The organism is Microcoleus sp. K1-B1 (assembly GCF_036704705.1).
In the GTDB taxonomy this organism is placed as follows: Bacteria; Cyanobacteriota; Cyanobacteriia; order Cyanobacteriales; family Microcoleaceae; genus Microcoleus.
Genome location: NZ_JAUBSH010000025.1, coordinates 24,271 through 41,809, shown reverse-complemented (window position 1 = coordinate 41,809; position 17,539 = coordinate 24,271). Strand labels below are relative to the sequence as shown.

Annotated in this window: 21 protein-coding genes; 7 read left to right on the top strand and 14 right to left on the bottom strand. The window is 43.5% G+C overall.

Going from position 1 to position 17,539, the window contains the following annotated elements; genetic code table 11:
- Window positions 1-15: 15 nt before the first annotated feature.
- Entirely contained in the window at window positions 16-216 is a 201-nt protein-coding gene (locus tag QUA83_RS12020) for a helix-turn-helix transcriptional regulator (RefSeq protein WP_333293384.1), read from the top strand.
- Between the two features lie 52 nt (window positions 217-268).
- Window positions 269-436, top strand: coding sequence for a hypothetical protein (locus QUA83_RS12015; protein WP_333209487.1), 168 nt, complete (start codon window positions 269-271; stop codon window positions 434-436).
- A 63-nt stretch (window positions 437-499) separates the two neighbouring features.
- On the opposite strand, the gene QUA83_RS12010 is transcribed toward QUA83_RS12015, so the two are convergent.
- From QUA83_RS12010 to QUA83_RS11995, 4 genes are all read right to left on the bottom strand, one after another.
- On the bottom strand, window positions 500-835 hold the full coding sequence (locus QUA83_RS12010) for a XisI protein (protein WP_333293383.1): 336 nt from the start codon (window positions 833-835) through the stop codon (window positions 500-502).
- Window positions 823-1,239 (bottom strand): element excision factor XisH family protein, encoded by a 417-nt coding sequence (locus QUA83_RS12005; protein ID WP_333293382.1) that lies wholly within the window; start codon window positions 1,237-1,239, stop codon window positions 823-825. Before QUA83_RS12005 ends, QUA83_RS12010 begins: the two co-directional genes overlap by 13 nt.
- A gap of 67 nt (window positions 1,240-1,306) precedes the next feature.
- Window positions 1,307-1,468, bottom strand: coding sequence for a hypothetical protein (locus QUA83_RS12000; protein ID WP_333293381.1), 162 nt, complete (start codon window positions 1,466-1,468; stop codon window positions 1,307-1,309).
- A 16-nt stretch (window positions 1,469-1,484) separates the two neighbouring features.
- Window positions 1,485-2,771, bottom strand: a complete 1,287-nt coding sequence (locus QUA83_RS11995) for a Glu/Leu/Phe/Val dehydrogenase (protein WP_333293380.1) — start codon at window positions 2,769-2,771, stop codon at window positions 1,485-1,487.
- Between the two features lie 315 nt (window positions 2,772-3,086).
- On the opposite strand from QUA83_RS11995, the gene QUA83_RS11990 reads away from it, so the two are divergent.
- A complete protein-coding gene (locus tag QUA83_RS11990) occupies window positions 3,087-3,698 on the top strand; it encodes a DUF4126 domain-containing protein (protein ID WP_333293379.1) in 612 nt (203 codons plus the stop codon).
- Between the two features lie 201 nt (window positions 3,699-3,899).
- On the opposite strand, the gene hemH is transcribed toward QUA83_RS11990, so the two are convergent.
- Window positions 3,900-5,063 carry a ferrochelatase gene (hemH, locus tag QUA83_RS11985; protein ID WP_333293378.1) on the bottom strand — a complete coding sequence of 388 codons (1,164 nt, stop codon included), beginning with the start codon at window positions 5,061-5,063 and terminating at the stop codon, window positions 3,900-3,902.
- A gap of 254 nt (window positions 5,064-5,317) precedes the next feature.
- Between hemH and QUA83_RS11980 the strand changes: the two genes are divergently transcribed.
- The gene (locus tag QUA83_RS11980; protein ID WP_333293377.1) at window positions 5,318-5,653 is read left to right on the top strand and encodes a hypothetical protein; all 336 of its coding nucleotides are present in this window, start codon (window positions 5,318-5,320) and stop codon (window positions 5,651-5,653) included.
- Window positions 5,654-5,816: 163 nt separating this feature from the next.
- Here QUA83_RS11980 and QUA83_RS11975 read toward each other — a convergent pair whose 3' ends face one another.
- The 3 genes from QUA83_RS11975 to QUA83_RS11965 form a co-directional block, all read right to left on the bottom strand.
- Window positions 5,817-6,938 carry a hypothetical protein gene (locus tag QUA83_RS11975; protein ID WP_333293376.1) on the bottom strand — a complete coding sequence of 374 codons (1,122 nt, stop codon included), beginning with the start codon at window positions 6,936-6,938 and terminating at the stop codon, window positions 5,817-5,819.
- A gap of 837 nt (window positions 6,939-7,775) precedes the next feature.
- Complete coding sequence (locus tag QUA83_RS11970; protein WP_333293375.1) at window positions 7,776-8,474, bottom strand: GDYXXLXY domain-containing protein; 699 nt, start codon at window positions 8,472-8,474, stop codon at window positions 7,776-7,778.
- Between the two features lie 98 nt (window positions 8,475-8,572).
- Window positions 8,573-9,973 (bottom strand): DUF2157 domain-containing protein, encoded by a 1,401-nt coding sequence (locus tag QUA83_RS11965; protein WP_333293374.1) that lies wholly within the window; start codon window positions 9,971-9,973, stop codon window positions 8,573-8,575.
- 338 nt (window positions 9,974-10,311) lie between these two features.
- Here QUA83_RS11965 and QUA83_RS11960 point away from each other — a divergent pair, with 338 nt between their 5' ends.
- Both QUA83_RS11960 and QUA83_RS11955 read left to right on the top strand, forming a co-directional pair.
- On the top strand, window positions 10,312-10,926 hold the full coding sequence (locus QUA83_RS11960; protein WP_333293373.1) for a Uma2 family endonuclease: 615 nt from the start codon (window positions 10,312-10,314) through the stop codon (window positions 10,924-10,926).
- Between the two features lie 442 nt (window positions 10,927-11,368).
- Entirely contained in the window at window positions 11,369-12,166 is a 798-nt protein-coding gene (locus QUA83_RS11955) for a leucine-rich repeat domain-containing protein (protein ID WP_333293372.1), read from the top strand.
- 137 nt (window positions 12,167-12,303) lie between these two features.
- Here QUA83_RS11955 and QUA83_RS11950 read toward each other — a convergent pair whose 3' ends face one another.
- The 6 genes from QUA83_RS11950 to QUA83_RS11925 all read right to left on the bottom strand — a co-directional run bounded on the left by QUA83_RS11950 (window position 12,304) and on the right by QUA83_RS11925 (window position 15,742).
- Entirely contained in the window at window positions 12,304-13,128 is an 825-nt protein-coding gene (locus tag QUA83_RS11950; protein ID WP_333293371.1) for an AbiU2 domain-containing protein, read from the bottom strand.
- Between the two features lie 520 nt (window positions 13,129-13,648).
- A complete protein-coding gene (locus QUA83_RS11945; RefSeq protein WP_333293370.1) occupies window positions 13,649-14,257 on the bottom strand; it encodes a hypothetical protein in 609 nt (202 codons plus the stop codon).
- Between the two features lie 98 nt (window positions 14,258-14,355).
- Complete coding sequence (locus QUA83_RS11940; protein WP_333293369.1) at window positions 14,356-14,517, bottom strand: hypothetical protein; 162 nt, start codon at window positions 14,515-14,517, stop codon at window positions 14,356-14,358.
- Window positions 14,518-14,750: 233 nt separating this feature from the next.
- Complete coding sequence (locus QUA83_RS11935; RefSeq protein ID WP_333293368.1) at window positions 14,751-15,461, bottom strand: DUF547 domain-containing protein; 711 nt, start codon at window positions 15,459-15,461, stop codon at window positions 14,751-14,753.
- A 47-nt stretch (window positions 15,462-15,508) separates the two neighbouring features.
- Window positions 15,509-15,652, bottom strand: a complete 144-nt coding sequence (locus QUA83_RS11930; RefSeq protein WP_333258921.1) for a pentapeptide repeat-containing protein — start codon at window positions 15,650-15,652, stop codon at window positions 15,509-15,511.
- Between the two features lie 12 nt (window positions 15,653-15,664).
- Entirely contained in the window at window positions 15,665-15,742 is a 78-nt protein-coding gene (locus QUA83_RS11925) for a pentapeptide repeat-containing protein (protein ID WP_333293403.1), read from the bottom strand.
- A gap of 269 nt (window positions 15,743-16,011) precedes the next feature.
- Between QUA83_RS11925 and QUA83_RS11920 the strand changes: the two genes are divergently transcribed.
- Complete coding sequence (locus QUA83_RS11920; RefSeq protein WP_333293367.1) at window positions 16,012-17,490, top strand: bifunctional orotidine-5'-phosphate decarboxylase/orotate phosphoribosyltransferase; 1,479 nt, start codon at window positions 16,012-16,014, stop codon at window positions 17,488-17,490.
- Window positions 17,491-17,539: the final 49 nt, after the last annotated feature.

The window sequence follows — 17,539 nt, the reverse complement described above, 5'->3', positions numbered from 1 at the left end:
GAATTTGGATAGTTAATGAGTAGTGTGGGGGAAAAACTCAAACAGCGACGCCAATCGCTTTCTTTGACGCAGCAGCAAGTTGCTGATGAATTGGGCGTGACTGTAATGACGGTGAAAAATTGGGAAGCAGGTAGACATATTCCAAAGCTGTATCTAGAACAGACGAAAGCATTGTGCGACCTCCTGAAGCTTTCCTTAGAGGATTTGGTAGATTAAATATTTTTTAAATTTGTAACTAATAGCAACATGATAAGAGGTGCAATTTCAGATGAAATTCCTGGGAAGCTGGCACAGACGATCGCCGGGTGCTGCGTGGCAGTTCTTGGCTCAACAATGCGATCCTTTGCCGCAGTGCCTATCGTACCAGGAAGCGGGCGAACGTCCGCACAACGACATCGGTTTTCGCGTTGCTTTGGTTTCCGGTTCTGTGCTGTAGTCTCCCATTTTGACAACTGTCGTTACAGAGACAAGGAGTATTAGACTCGGATTTGGTTTGATATTAAGCAACTGCAAACCCGGTATTAACGCGCATTTCAGGAGGATAAAAAGCCAGCACGATATCCTCTGGTAAAACTCCAGCTTCTAGCAATTCTTGAGTCACTCCTTCTTCAATCCCATCCCATTCAATCCAAATCTTCCCTTCGCGAAGGCGGAGGTGCAAAACAATATTGTGAACTCTGCCAGTTTGATTCCATCCTGCACCCATCAATAAATAGTTATCGTTTTGTCGATCGCAAATTGTCAGACTTTCAATTTCTGGCTGACTGGATTTATACTGTCCGTGAACGGCTACAATTTTTTGAACTATCTGCCGATACTTTTCTAGCTTATCCATTGTACTATCTCCTCAGAACTTGCATTAAAAACAATTAACTTAATTTCTTGGTCTTGGAGGATCGTTTGAATAGAAACACGCATAAAAAATCCTTGATAAATTTGTTGAGGTACTGCTAAATATATTTCTCTTTCGGGATGCTGCCGCCTCAAAAAGCCTCGGTATATATTGTATTGTCCGACAGCTTTTTCTAGTTCGGAAACTAAGGAAGGACTCGTAAAGCTTTTGATTTCTACAACAATTTTTCGGTGATTCCTTTCAGCAGCGAATAGCTTCTCTGCTGCTAAATCCGCATAGAGACGCAGGTCTTGAAATTCGATTGTCAGCGGATCGTCTGTAATTTCCCAGCCCTCTTTGGCTAAAGCATTTTTGACGCAATCATGATAGATGTCTTGTCTTGGCATGGAAGTAATTATACCAAAAAATTGATCTGCATTTCAGGGCGGTGTCGGAGCAACGACCCATCGTGCGTTATTTAAAAATATCTTTCCGCTTCTGCAACAGCACAGTGGCGGTTAAATAAACTGCGGCGTGCAAACCTAAAATTCCCCAATTCCAAGCCAAGTTTTGCCAAGTCGGTTCGTAGACTGCACTTTTCTCGAATAAGTGCGGTAAGATTGTGCGATCGCACAATCTTACCGCACTTCCCTCAACCGTTCACATAATAATCCCGCGTTCCCTTCGCATTCATCGCTTCTCCGAGTCGATTTAACCCGTACACGTAAGCCGCAGTTCTCATGGAAACTGACAATTCCTGAGATTTTCTCCAAATTGCCTCAGTTTCTTCGACCATTTTATGCTTCAACCGCTGATTGACTTCCTCCAGCGTCCAATAAAGCCCGCTGCGATTTTGCACCCACTCAAAATAACTAACCGTTACGCCTCCGGCATTGACTAAAATATCAGGAATTACCTGAATTCCCCTCGCTTCTAAAATCAAATCAGCAGCAGAATCAATCGGCCCGTTAGCTACTTCAAAAATAAACTTAGCCTTAACATCATTAACATTCGCTTCAGTTATTTGATTCTCCAAAGCTGCTGGAACTAGCACGTCTACATCTAATGCTAAAAGTTGATCATTTGTCAATATTTCGTGTTCGACAATATTGCAAACTGAACCTTCGCAGTAAATAGCTTTGATACCTTTGTTCGAGTCTTTAAAGCCTCGAATACTGGGGATGTCCAGACCTTGTTTAGCATAAATTCCTCCTTGGGAATCGCTGACAGCAACAACTTTGTAACCTGCTTTCCAGAGCAGTTCTGCTATTTCTGCACCTGCATTACCAAAACCTTGTACTGCTACAGTTGTATCTTGAGGATTGAGTTCAAATTTGGGTAAGATAGTTTGTACTACAAAAAAAGCACCCATTGCTGTGGCTGTATCTCTGCCCAAACTACCGCCAATTGTCACTGGTTTTCCAGTCACAACCGCTGGAGAAAGCTGCCGCTTAATAATATTGTACTGATCCATCATCCAACCCATAATCATGGGATTGGTGTAGACATCCGGCGCGGGAATATCGACATCGGGGCCGATGAAATCTGCGATCGCATCGACATAGCCTCGGCTCAACCGTTCCAATTCCAGTTTGGACAATTCCTTGGGATTGAGAGTAATTCCGCCCTTGGCTCCTCCAAAAGGCAAGTTCAAAACTGCACATTTAAAAGTCATCCAAAATGCTAAGGATTGCACTTCATCAAGGGATACTCCCGGATGATAGCGCACTCCTCCTTTAGACGGGCCTCTGGTATTGTCGTAGCGCACCCGATAACCTTGGAAAATTCGCAGGGAACCGTCGTCCATCCGCACGGGAATCGATACCACTAAACTGGATTTGGGGTATTTCAGCCGTTCGATCGTATCCTCGGACAGGGACACATATTTTAAGGCTCGTTCTAATCGGCGGCTGGCATCGGCAAATAATGATTCAGACATAAGAAGTTAGTTGACTGTTGACTGTTGTCAGAGAGAAGAAGGCTTCGAGTGCTTAAGCTAATTTAATCACAATCCTGGTTGAATGCTGCCTCCTTTCTTCTGACAACAGTCAACAGTTAACAGTCAACTACCTTGTGTCGATCGACAATATCGCAGTGCCAAGCAGGATTAAGCAGATACACTTACAATGGAGGGTGATATTTAAGCTCAAGCCTCAATTTGAGTTCGCTCGCTCAAATCACAGCCAGCCATCAGGGGAATTAAATTCTGAAATAGATCGAGGCTTTAGCTGACGTTAGAAACTGAATTATTATTATGGTTGGACTCCTAGCCGCACTCTCTGCGTCTGCGGCAGGGGGTATGAGAATTGCCCTGCCCCTGCTGTTAATTGGTTTGTTGCGGATTGACAAACTTTGGTCGGAAATACCTCTATTGTCTGGGCTTCACCCCCAAGTGGTGATAGCAATTTTAGTGAGTTGGTCGCTGTTAGAGTTATTTGCTTCTAAAACCTTTGTAGGACAGCGGGTACTGCAAATTGTGCAAATTATTTTCAGCCCCATTGTAGGAGCAATTATGGGAATTGCGATCGCTCAGGTAAGTTCGATCGACGACATTATTGCTCACCCTTGGATGCTGTGGATTATTGGTGTTGTAGGAGGTTTGTTGGCTTTAGTGCTGCAACTGGTACAAGCTGGATGGTTTTATCGGCTGCGGGGTTTGCCGATTTGGGTGATTTTCCTCCAAGATGTTCTGTGCATTTCCTTGGTTTTGTTTGCCTTTGACGCACCGCGGCAGGGAGGGTTAGTGGCGATGATGCTGCTGTGGCTGGCAATTCGCAGTTCAAAAGAGTGGTATCGCTGGTACAAAAGTCAGGGAATACCGGGCGATAAGGGAAATCCCCGCCGCCGCAAGCGCGATCCTGATTAATTAGTGATTAGTTATATCGTGTACGGTTGTTTCGGAATGGTTTAACCGCAGAGGGCGCAGAGGGCGCTGAGAAAGAGAAGAGAGAGATAAATAATTCCGATCCCAAGGGATTGGATATCATTAGTCATTTGTAACAACGGTCAACTGTCAACAGTCAACTGTCAACAGTGAACTGTCAACTGTCAACTGTCAACTGTCAATTTAAAGCAATCCGATCGAGTGTAGCGGGCCCTGACCCGTAATCAACTCCAGCAATAGTGCCACAAAACCAATCATCGCCACACGACCGTTCCAGACTTCCGCCCCCGTGGTCAAACCCCACTCCCACTGCTCTTGAGGGTACATTTTCACTATCTTGGAAGGGCGTATAACATCAGAGAATTTAACGCTGGGAGATTCGATCGACTCGATGACTAAATCGGCCAAGGCTTCAATAAACACCGGATGAGTATTCAGGGCCGGCACTCGGTAGAAATTTTTAATCCCCGATTCTTCTGCTAATTCTCGATACTCCATGTCAATTTCTTGCAGAGTCTCGATGTGTTCGGAAACAAAACTAATCGGAACTACCAACAAATCTTGGACTCCATTCTCTGCCAATTCGGTAATGGCGTCTTCGGTGTAAGGCTTGAGCCATTCCACCGGGCCAACCCGACTTTGATAAGCTAGAGTGTGTTCGTTCGATCGATTCAAATGTTCCATAATCAGACGAGTGCAATCTTCAATCTCGCGCTGATAGGGGTCTCCAGCCTCTTCTACGTAGCTGAGGGGGACGCCGTGGGCGCTGAAAAAGATGTGAACTCGATCGGGATCAGGATTGTGGTCTAATTGTTGGGCTATCAGTTCCGACATTGCCTGAATGTAACCAGGCCGCTTATACCAAGAAGGAATTGCGGTATATTCTATATCCTTGAGGGCTGGATCTTTGCCCCACATTTCTTCTAGCTGCCGGAAGCTAGAACCGCTGGTGCTGATGGAAAATTGAGGATACAGCGGCAAAATGGTCAAGTGTTCGATCTGATCGCGCTTAATTTTGGCGAGTGCCTCTTCGGTAAAAGGATGCCAGTACCGCATCCCCACGTATACTCGAGCATCTTGTCCCTTGGACTGCAATCGTTCTTGCAGGGCTAGGGCTTGTTCCTCGGTAATTCGCCGCAAAGGAGAGCCGCCCCCGATTTGGCGGTAGTTTTCCTGGGATTTTTGAAAGCGCAGGGTCGAAATCAACCAGGCGAGCGGTTTTTGCATCCACGGAAACGGAATGCGAATGATTTCCGGGTCAGCAAACAAGTTGAACAGGAAAGGACGGACATCCTCGATTTGATCTGGCCCGCCCAAGTTTAATAGCAATACTCCCACACGACCCATAGCGGTTACAGCTCTCCCATCGTCTCAGTTCTGTTACTTATCTTTATCATATAATTTAATAATATCTTAAGTCGATAGCAAGGTATACATAATTTTGACTATAGCAACATTTTTTAGAGATTTAAGTTATCGGTATCAGTGTCTCTAGGATTGCGATCGCACGTCTGGCTGCTTTGAGCGTAGGCGGCAATCCTCGTTTGGGTCACAACGACCAACGAAAAATGTGCCATCAGCCGATTATTATTTAGAAGCTTTTGCCGACTGTCAGTTTGACAGGAGTACGCAGCAGCGTTGCGATGCACGAAATGCAACGGGCGCAATTGCGACAAATCTTTCAGGAAGTATACCGCGCGATCGAACCCGGTGGTCTATTCATTTTGGTAGATATTCATCGGCATACAAATCCGGTATTTAGGCCAGGGCTGGCTGTTTTTTTGTGGTTGTTTGAGACTGAAACTGACTTGGGGAGTTGGTTTGCAGAGGTGGGATTGCGATCGTACAATTCCGAAGTAACTCCACAACCAAAACTTTATGCTGGCTACAGCATTCAAGTAATCCAACTTCAAAAGTCATTAGTCAGCAGTCATTAGTCAGCAGTCATTAGTCAGCAGTCATTAGTCATTAGTCATTAGTAAAGGACGCGCCAATTATTGACTAAACACTGCTCAGTTCTTACTTTTAAAATGAGGAATATTTAGTCATCGCTAATCCTTCATAACTAATGACTAATGACTGATGACTAATGACTCCTAACTAAACAAACTTTTTCGCTGCTGCCAAAGCAGCCTCAAACTTGAGCAATACATCCTTTTCGGTGTGAATAGCTTTCTCTTGTTCCAGCAGCGGGCGACCAAAGCGAAAAATGCCGTCCTGTTCTACGTGGTCTACATAAGGTAGCGTTTCTGGATGTGGCAAAAATTTTCTGCCGATGGTGTACGGCGTGTGGAAAGAAAAGCTAAAATCTGGAAACTTGTCGCTCTTGATTTCGAGATAGTAAAGCGAGTAATAATCTTTGGTTTCGCAGTACACACATTCGCGGCACTTATTTACAAGTTTGCGGTTCTGATAGAAAAAGTCCCACTTGTCCCAATAGTAGGCATCTTTCATCATTTCCTGGTGGTCGTCGCACAGTTCGAGATATAATTTGTCAGAATCCGCCGGACGGTAGAAGTAAAGCATGGCGTAGGGCATTTCAATCAGTAACTTGACTGCTTGATTTTTTCGCTGGTACCATTCCTGCTGGTGAGTTTCGTAGACTTCCTTATGTTTAATTGCTTTAAAGCTGTTGAGCTGATTTTCTTTTGCCCAGCGCGACGCCCAAACTGTCCAGTAAGCTAGCTGGAAGGTTGCTGAAATTTCTTCCGAACCTTGTTCTTTCCAGTCGGCAATAATTTTTTCCCAAGCTGAACTAAAAGCTAATCGCGATTGTTCGTTTTCTTCAGGGTTTTCTGTATTGATTGGGGTGGGTATTTGGTGATTATTTTTAATCAGCCCTTTGGGTTCTTTACGCCAATTATTAATATCGGTTGGCGTTAGACTTAAGATGAATCTTCTGTCGTGAACAGGATATTCTAAATGGATTCCTGATTTGCGGAAAGAGCGGTATTCTAAAATAGGGAGTTTGTCTTGTTCAATCCACTGCTGGCGTTCTGCGGGCGAACACTTGAGTATTGTTTCTAATTCTACCGGATCGACGGCTAATTCACTTTTGAATGTCTCCCAAAATCTTTCTTGTTCGGCGGGATTTGCTTCCAGCAGGGATACAATTCGGTTGACGAGATGATCCGTTTGGTCTTGGCAATTTTCGGGAAGTCCTAAGAAGTCGAGGAGTTTGGTCTTGAGTATTCGTCTGGCTGAGATTAGCTCGGCTAACATGAGAAGCTCCAGTAGAGTCATGACTTGCGCCCTTGAACTGGCAAGATTTATGCAAGTCTTATATATCTTAACTCAATTGGCGTAAGTCCTACGCTGTAATTGTCCTCTATTGGGCGTTGGGATATAAGCCAAGCAATGTCTATGAAATAATCAAAAATTTCCTGATTTCTCACAAAAAGATGGTAAGATATAAGTGGTTGCGACCCACCCACTCGGCTGCAAACAACAGGTCACAGTAGCAGTAGTATGCTTACCAAGGATAACTGCGAGAGAAAGGGGGAAAAGACAGACCGCTGGTTATTGGGATACGTTCTAATGTGAAATACAATCCAAGTTTGTCATACGGAATAGTTTTTTGCCTTGGGAAACAGGGTTTCTGCGTGGGTTCCCTACAAAGGGATAAAGGCTGCAAAGCCAGAGATGCTGTGTAAGACTTGGATCGTCTTAGGTGACGAATACCCAGTAATGGGATACCCAACAGAGCAACGGCAAATGAGACACGAAGCCTACACTATACCGCAAGGTTAGTGTTAGGTATTTCACTAGATTCTCCTGGGTTGTCGGCAATTGAAAGGTGTGCGCGAGCGAAGCTATCCCATTGCGCCTGCGGGCCCGTTGCGGTCGGGAATCGCCCAACATCCGCGCCATCTCTAAGCCAAAATACTCAAAACAAGGCCAAAAGGTCGATCGACCTTTTGCCCTGATTGGCTAAAACTCATACGTTGCACCATTTTCAATTACTTGTTTAGGAACAGGCAAGATGCCTGTTCCACAAAATATAAATTTTCTTGTGGAACAGGCATCTTGCCTGTTGCTGACAATGGTGCGAGATATCAGCTAAAATCGATAATTGCGATCGCGCACCCACAAACTTACAGGCACAGCATGGCCTGTTTTGTCAACCTTTACTTCTACCAAAAAAGATTGTCGTTGCTTCCTTTGAGCTTCGCTAATCTCCTGATTGACTTTTTCCCTTTCATCCTCTGGCATATAATAAGTTTCTAAGCCGTATTCCATCTGCCAACCGTTATATTTTCCCTTAATTGCGATTTGGTTGGCGGGCAAATTGGTGGGATTTTTGAGACTGACGCGGACGGGTTTCCAAGCTTGGGGGCGGCCGGGATTAGTCGCGGCTTTTGGCGCTTCTAAGATTACATAAAAACTGGTTTGTGGTTTGAGATTGTGCGTATTTTTGGGACAAACAATTCCGGGCGGACAAGGTTTTTTTTCGGTAGGTAAATCTTTCCAGTCGGGGAGTTTTTGGAGATTTGTGAGATCGGAAATATCATATCTCAAAACTTGGTAATATCCGCGCAAAAAGTCGTAAGGGTCTACTGGTGCTGTTTGTAGGACAACTGTTTTGCCAGTAATAAAAGTGTAAACTGCGGTGGCGGGTACGGCGGCAATTAGTCCGATTTGCAAGAGTAAAGGAACCCACAGCCGCCACGCGGGAAGGCGTTTTGCTTCTGGGGAAAGCTGAAACAGATTTGTTGTATCTGGATTTTTAACTAATAAGTCAGTGTTGTTTGTGTTCATGTTATGTATGGGTTATATTGTTTGCGGTTGTTTCGGAATGATTAAACCACAGAGAACGCAGAGGGCGCTGAGTGAGAGAAGAGAGAGATGAATAATTTCTATTCATCGGGGATTTTTGCGAAGTGGCGCTCGAACCACAAACCAGCAGCAATTACGCCAATTCCGCACAAAACAAATACAAAAGATTTGAGCAACAATCCTGTGTTATATTCAAATACTCGGCTGATAATTTGCAGGGTGATTAATACCATGCCTCCCCAAAAAGTCCGGCGGTTTCCTAATGCTAAACCTTCTCGGATTAAGCCGACAGCGAGCAAAAATGATAAAACATTGAACAGAAAAGTTGCTAATTGAGGAATGGGAGTAAAATTGAGGTGAATAAGCGGTATTAAGGCGCTGGCGAGGATGAAAATGCCGATCGCACCTGTACTCAAATCCACACCATTTTGTTTCGGCCGCCGCAGTTCCAAACGTCCCAAACGCAGCCACTCAAACACCGTGAAACCGCCCAAAACAGCCACATTTGTCAGCAAAACCCAATCCAGCTCAGTTTGCCCAGGATTCGGCGAATCTTGCCACCACCAGTGGAAAGAAAGAAAATAAAACAAACTGGCGAGAAACAGCAGTGCTAAACTGCGGGCGGTAGGTTGAAACAGCTTGCTGCGTACCTTCGGCCAGATTGCATCGTCGTATCCCCACAGCAAAGCGGGCGGTAGGGCGCAAAAAATTGCTGTACCCCAGGTTAGATTTAAGCCTTGGACGATAGAAACTTGTAGGGAAAAAATTATCGCGATCGCACCTATGGCAAAAATAGCACGCGATCGACACCAATAAGCCAGCGGCACAAACATTATACTGGCTGCGATCGGCATTTGCCGCACCAAAACTTCCAGCCAAGAAAACTCGACTTTAGAAGACCAATCTAACACGGCAAGCCAATAGCCCAAACCGATTAAAAGTGCGGACAAAACGCCCACGGAAGTCAACCGCAAACTGTAAGCCATTCCGAGCACGCCGATTCCCCAAGCAAGGAAAAGTCCGTAGGAAGAACCGCCAATATGGAACATTTGCGCCATCAATGCCATATTTGCTCCTAAAATCAGAGATCCTAACAGCAACAATCCTTCACCTAGGAGTTTGTTTCGCCCTTTTGTTGCGGGCATATTGGGATGGGAGTTTTTGCTTCGGGATGGGGGAATTCGCCACAGATAGAAACCTGCTGCATTGACTGCTACGAAAAGACTTAGCAGCAGTGCAACTCTCACTTCGCGCGACCAAACTTGCCAGTTTGCGGCTACAAAGGTGATGACTCCTATACCGAGGAGAATGCCGCCGAGACTGATGAGAATGCTGAGGAAACGGTTGCGGGAGGCGGTTTCGAGTGTGTTGAATTGGTAGCGTTCGGAAAGTTGTTGGTAGAATAAAGTGTCGATGAGTCCTTCTGCTTGCCAGAGTTTGGCTTGATCTCGCAACTCGCGCCGAAATTTATCTGAAATCATTGTTTATATTCCAGAGGATTTGAACTCAATACGGTTCAGTTAAGCCCGATCCCCCCTAGCCCCCCTTAAGAAGGGGGGGACAAGAACTTACTCAAAGTCCCCCTTCTTAAGGGGGATTTAGGGGGATCTCCGAGGAATAAACAGTTTTAACTGAACCTTATTGGATTTGAACTGTGATAGTTTTTAATATGTCACTTGTGCGTCGATTGTCGATGGAGGCTGGGACACCTGCTGAACTAGCACAGCAGTTTTGATTGATATCCTTCGGCGGTTGAAACCGTTTCTACATAAACAAACTCTCAGCAGAAAGAAACGAATAAATCAAGGAATGTAATATTATGGTACAAGCTCAATCTAAAAAATTAACTTTTGACGAGTACCTTAATTACTCAAATGATACGGGTCAACGCTATGAGTTAATTGATGGGGAGTTAATAGCTTTGCCACCAGAATCTGAACCTAATAATTTCATTGCTAACTATCTATTTTTCTATCTGGCTAGCAGCGGGCTAGTGCCACTCAGGCTGATTAAAACGCATAATTGCGAGGTTCAAGTTGCCGTTTTGCGATCGGGAGATGCGGCCAACCGCTACCCCGATTTGATAATTCTGGAACCTGAACACATTCCGCTGACAGCAATCAGGCTAACTATCACTTTCGATATGCTGCCTCCTCGGTTTGTTGTGGAGGTAGTGAGTCCGGGTAGAGTGGGCAGGGATCGGGATTACGATCCTCTTCGAGGGCTTCGCCAACGCAAACGAGCTCAGTACGCAGCGCGGGGCATCGCAGAATATTGGGTTATCGATCCAATTGAACAAGTAGTGACTGTTTTGCGGCTTGAGGAGGGGCAATATGTTGAGGTTGGGGTGTTTCGGGATGGAGAGGCGATCGTATCTCCGATGTTTGCACAGCTAAGTTTGACGGTTCAACAGATTTTGAGTGGAGAGGTTTAAGGGCCGATCGATAGCTAATTGGTTAGCATTCATCTAACCACCTACCGATTAGTGAAAATCTCCACCCTCAACCTGATTAAGGCCATGTTTCAATCCCTGATAGGGATTTAGGTTGATTGCAACCTGTAAGTTTCGCTAACAGTCACACCATTTTTAGATAGTGACGTGAGAATATCACCAACCTTACTTTGCTAAATAAATCTAGGCGGGGAAAGCGCTATTTCCCCGCCTAAAGCCTGTAACCTTTACAAATCAGGAAACACCCATATCCTGAGATAGAGCGTCAAACGTACAAAAAGCTAGGCGTGGAAACTCTGATTTTGCTTTTCAGTGAACAGTACATCAAAAGTATTTTTCACCAAAGCAACGCCAAAAATTTAGCTTTCAAGACAGTAATTAGGGAGAGAGGTTAGAATGTAAGACAGTTTATAATTCAAATCCAATGTCAGAAGAGAATCAACCTCAACCTACTGATGCTGTACTCGGTGGCAGAAATGCACACCCCCGACCTTATGATGCGGTGTTAGGTGGAAAGAAAAAAGAGATAACGCCACCTGAAGCGGTGAAAAAAATTGAGCGAGTTATCAGCGAAAATTTGAAGAAGCTAGATTTGACAGAACTAAATCTGAAAGAATTTCCACCGGAAATTTTCAAGTTTACGCATCTAACATCGCTTGACCTCAGTAACAACCAAATTACTACTATCCCAGAAAAAATTGGACAACTTTATAATCTGAAACAGCTTACCCTTAATAGCAACAAAATCACAGCTATTCCAGTAGCACTTGGACAACTTTCCAAGCTAAAAAACCTTAATATTAACTTTAATCAGATTACAGCTATTCCAAAATCGATCGGACAATTTTCCAAGCTGATAGAGCTTGGACTTATGTACAATAAAATTACCTCTATACCAGAAGCACTCGGACAACTTTTTAAGTTGAAAGAACTTTACCTCAATCACAATGAGATTACTTTTATCCCCGAAACGCTCGGACAACTTTCCAGCCTGGAAGTGCTTTGGCTTGATGGAAATAAGATTACTTTTATCCCAGAGACACTAGGGCAACTTTCCAATCTGAAAGAGCTTTTCATCCAAAAAAATGAGATTACTTTTATCCCCGAAACACTCGGACAACTGCGAAAGCTGAAAACTCTTGGGATTGGTTATAAAATTAAACCCATTCCAGAGGCGGTCAAGAAAATACGATATTTAAATATCATGCGTTTATATTACTAAGCCCTGTAACCCTTACAAAATACGATATAATATCCTGATGTGAAACCTAAAACAATTTTAAAATAAGCTAGGCGGGGAAATCCATATTTCCCCGCCTAGAGTTTACAACTGTTGAAAAAGTGTCTGTAAATTGTAAACTATATATTAATTGCTGTTGAATACCTATCACGTAATTCTTTAGCAATAGTAATTAATTCTACCAATTCTGAATGCACAGGAAAACCCCAGTTTGGTTCTTTACAGCTTTTAAACAGTCTAAATACATACGCTTCATCTAAATGTGCTATAGACTTATTTCTTTGTTTAAATAGTTTCTGTACGATTTTATTAGACTTATCAGATATTTTTTCCAAGTCTGATAGTAACATTTTTTCATCTAAATTCTTTTTTTCTAATTTAGAATGAGGCATTTTTAACCATTTATCAAAATCTGTCATAATGCAATTTAATATATTAGGAAGACTTACAGACTGTTTATCGTCATCATAAATTCTTGATAAAGTTAAGATGGCTAATTCCCGAAATTCACAAGCTGATAAATTATTAATTGTAGACGGATTATAAAAAAGGTTATAAGCTTCGTTTAGATATTTTTCCGCTTTATCAATTTCTTGGGATATTTTATGTAATCTCTTTTGTGTTTTAGCTAATGAATGTAAATTATTGATAGTAAAGTTAAAACAATAATTATAAATAAATCCATTTTCATCTTCTTCAATTGTTTCAAGAAAAAACATTATAGTTTCTTCACGACTATTACTCAATTCTTGTCCTTCAAAAATTAACTTATTTAAAATTTCCCAATCGTATTTAGAAAATTCTACAAATGTTTTATTATCGAGTTGAAAACTATATTTTTTATCAACTTCAGGAAGTGATTCATTATTTTTATTAGAAAAACTTAATAATTTTACGAGTTTTTCTAGAGTGGTGGATTTACTATGATAATTGAAATCTGTCATTTTTTTCTTTGGTAAAGTGAGTTACATACATTTTAACGTATGTCAACTATTTACGTTAACTGTTTAACTTAAATCTGAAATGATAAAACAGTTAAATTAACTCAAACCCTTACAGTGTTGAGATTATTTATTTTGATAAGAAATGTTAATACGTTGGTAAAGCCATGTTTTTAAAAAAGTCTCAGGTTTTCATTGACATCTGTGACGCAAAAAAGCTAGACAGCCACCGCTCCGACCGTGCCACCATGCCAGCGCTCCAACAGTCCGATCGACACTGCCACCTTGTCACCTCTCCGACCTCTCCGACCTCGCCACCTTGCCAGCCGTGCAGCGCTGCGACCGCTCGAACCGTTCCGATCGTCCAACAGTACCACCAAACCTCTAAAAGCCCTCTTAGACGGTGAAACGACTCATTTGGTCAACAATGCCCCAAAATTTTCTCAAAACAATTGGGCGCAGTGGGTCAGTAAAAGCCCCGAAATCCAAATGATTTCAGAGCTTTTGTTGTTGCTCTATTCAATTAGTCTTCCCCACGAGTGGGGAGTTTAGAATATCGATAGTAGTTAGGTACTCTAATTCTAAAATTATTTTTATCTAATTCGTCTGTTTCATCTTCAATCTCTACTTCTAATTTTTCCTCGTTGACTTTCAAATAGTTTTGCATAGTTTTACCTTTCTCTGGTAAAGTAAGTATTTTTTCAAAAACACCTAAAAGAGTATTAAACCTGTCTTGCACTAATAAATTTTTCAGAAGTGGGTCAATTGTAGCTTTCCACTCGGAGACTAATTCTTCATCGGTTATTTCCCCCAAGTCTTGAGAGTGTTTATATACCTCCGCCAACAAAAAACGTACAATAGTAGACAATTTTGTTCCATCTTTTAGTTTTTTACGAAAAAGAGAATGTACCCTCCTACAGATGGTTGCAGGAGACACAAGTGCTTTTTTAGGGTGAGATACTTGGGATTCAATTAAAATTTCTGAATCTATTTTTTCGACAGACATATCTGGCATTTTTAAGAGATTATCTCTAAACTCTTTAAAATGTTCAGTTTCTTCATCTTGGGGTTTATCTGAATGTGCAATTGAGTACAGATACTGAGCTAAAGTTGCCATTATTTGTCCATCCAATTAGTTTCCCCAATGAGTGGGGAGGAATTAGTAGCTACTGCGCTAGGAGAAGCTGGTGTACTATTTGTCCTTCAAGGAAAAATCGCTTTTAAAGTCGGTCACAGAGTTCCGCTTCCATCGTGTTCAACATTCTCCAGCAATACTAATTTCGCCAACCTATCCACAGTAGCACTCATATTCCCCTGAGATTCTCCCTCCCAGAAAATATCATCCGGGCAAGCAAACACCTCGCACCAATCAGCCAATTCTGATAAGAGCATTCGATACTGAGCGCTGTTGTAGTCGTGCCAGCCGTGCAACCTAACCAATCACCCCAAAACCCTCTAAACCCCGCTAGATGGCTACATTTTGCCAGCCGTGCCAGTGCCAGCGAGTCGATCGCCCTGTTGCCTCGGAGTCATCAGATCGCCCTGTTGAATCTGGCAATTTGAAGGGGTAACGACAGACTAAAAAAATTACCCCTCAAAAAAACACCTATCCACTTCCGCAAATTTTATCCATCAACCCGATTCAAATTCCAGTCGTAAGGCAAAAAAACGATCGCCAATCCATCACCCACAGCCGCCTCCGGCCCCAAATAACCGCCCACATACTCAGCCACCGAACCCGCCGCCTTTACAAAATCCTCGCCGTACCACTTAAAAATCTTGCTCAAATAAAGCGTCTTTTTCTCGGCATCATATCGCACCTTATCAGGATTGTGAATAAAACGGCTGGCATCCGCTTCTAGTTGAGTCCGTACCGACTCCGGGAAATAAGCCCCCCGGCGCAGCAGCGGGCACCCGACTGAAGCGCAAACTAATGCAAAATGGATGCGCGGTTCCGCAAATTCCGGCCGCAAAATTGCGTGTTCGATTTGATTGAGACTGTACTTTTTGCCGCCAATAATCGTATTTGAACGAGTGAAAAAATCCAAAAAACTCAGCCAGTTGGGAATTCCCAAAACTTTGGGACGGATGGACGCGATCGGATATACTTCCAGAACTTGAGAAATTGCGATCGCATTGTACGCATTCAGCCACAACGCCAGCCGCGCATCCGCATCAGTACCATCCGCCAAATCCACATCGGCCAAACTTTCCAGCCACCCCCTCAAAACATCCGCCCCCTCAGCTTTCCAGCCCCGATAATTGACGCGGCCCAAATCGTCAACGTAGCGTTGCAGCAACTCGTCCCAAATCGTAAAGTCGATCGTACCGATCATTTATTACTATCCCTAATATAAGGCGGGCATTGGTTTAGCTTCTGCTTCTATTTAATACTAGCCTCAACCCAAATAACACCTGCAACCTGAGCATTTTTTTGATTAACCCCCTCAAACGGACTCTGGATTAAATTAGCTTGAGTAAAATTAGCGCCTTGTAAATTAGCTTGCAGCCAAGCAGCCCCGCTCAAATTTGCCCTGGATCAATTAGCTTGTCTAAAATTTGCTGCTCTCAAATCTGCCCCTTGCAAATTCGCATTTACTAAACTCGCGTACCGCAGGGAATGCTGATCAAATCACCGCCCGGACACTGGTTAGTTTACCACAACTAATTGACTTGCTGCGGCTTAGGTGAAATCACTGGTGTAGCCAACCCAAAAATCATTCCAGATGAAACTGCTCCCAAAGTTACAGATTTCCTGCTCTTTACATTCTACAATCTTAAAAGATTCTTAATTTCAATTTCAACGGGGATCGGTTTCTTCCGGCACAACACCCCTCTCACTTTGAGCTGCATTTTTTTTAATTTCCCTTACCTTCCTAACAAATTATGACGGATCAAACCAACTTTTTCGATAAACTGTTAGCGGCTGTTGAAAACAATCAAAGTTTGCTGTATTTAGCCCTCGACCCCGACCCCGAAACCTTGCCCCCGCAGGTTTCCATGACTGGGGAAGAGACTCAAATTTATGTAACTGATTTGTTGTCAAAGCTAAAAAGTGCGATCGACCAAACAGCCGATTTAATCTGTGCCTGCAAAATCACCCTCGGTTTTTACCAATCTCTCGGTATTCCCGGTTGGGCATTGCTGCAAGAAATTTTAACAATTATTCCCCCTCACCTGCCAGTAATTTTAGATGCCAAACACTGCGATTTAAATACCAGCACAGTGTTTGCCAAAATTGTATTTCAAGACTGGCGAGTTGACGCTATTACCTTAAGTCCCTATGCCGGATTCGACCAAGTAGCGCCTTTTTTGTTATACGCCGGAAAAACTGTTTTTGTCCTCTGTGCCACCGCCAACCCGTCAGGGGCTGCTTTGCAAGAATATCCGACGCCAAACAACCCTTTTTACTTGCAATTAGTCCGACTCTCTCAAACTTGGGGAACTCCCGAAAAACTGGGTTTAGAAGTAGGAGTAATGCCGGATATTTTAGCCCGTATCCGCCAAGCGGCTCCTGAACGCCTAATTTTAGTCGAAGGAGACATCGCCGAAGAAAATGACCTCACGGAAGAAAACGACCTCGCACAACTGCTGGCGGCTGGTTTAAGCAAGAATGGTGAAGATTTATTGCTGCCAGTCCCCCCGAGTTTATTAGCGGGGAAAGAGCCGCGCCAAGAAATTGAGAAATTGCGGGATAGTATTAATAAACAGAGGGTGCGGGCGATCGAAGGTAGTCCCACTTGCGAACTGTGGCTGCCCGATGTTTGCTTTTTGCAACCGGAACCTCACCGCGATTTAATCTTGCAACTTTATGACATCGGCTGCGTAGTTTTTGGCGACCACGTACAAGCATCGGGAGCCGTATTTCCATATTACATCGACTTGCGGAAAATTATCTCAATTCCGCAGATTTTCCATCAAATTGTCAGCGCTTATGCAGACATTCTCAAGGATTTAAAATTCGATCGCATTGCCGGAATTCCCTACGGTTCTTTACCCACAGCAACGGGTTTAGCATTGCGGATGGAACGCCCGATGATTTTCCCGCGCAAGGAGGTGAAAACTTACGGGGCTGGCAAATTGATTGAGGGGCATTTTCAGGCAGGAGAAACGATTGTCGTAGTCGATGATATTTTGATTAGTGGCAAAAGCGTGATGGAAGGCGCAGCTAAGTTAAAATCGGCTGGCTTGAATGTGGAAGATATTGTAGTATTGATCGACCACGAACAGGGAGTCAAAGATAAGATGCAGGCCAACGGTTATCGGGCACATTCTGTATTAGCGCTTTCGGAAATAGCTGAAGTTTTGTATCGAGCAAATCGCATTGATACCGAGCAATTCAATCTTTTGACGGCGGAACATTAAACCCCAATTCCTGTAGGGGCGGGTTTTACCAACCCGAATTGCCAACAAT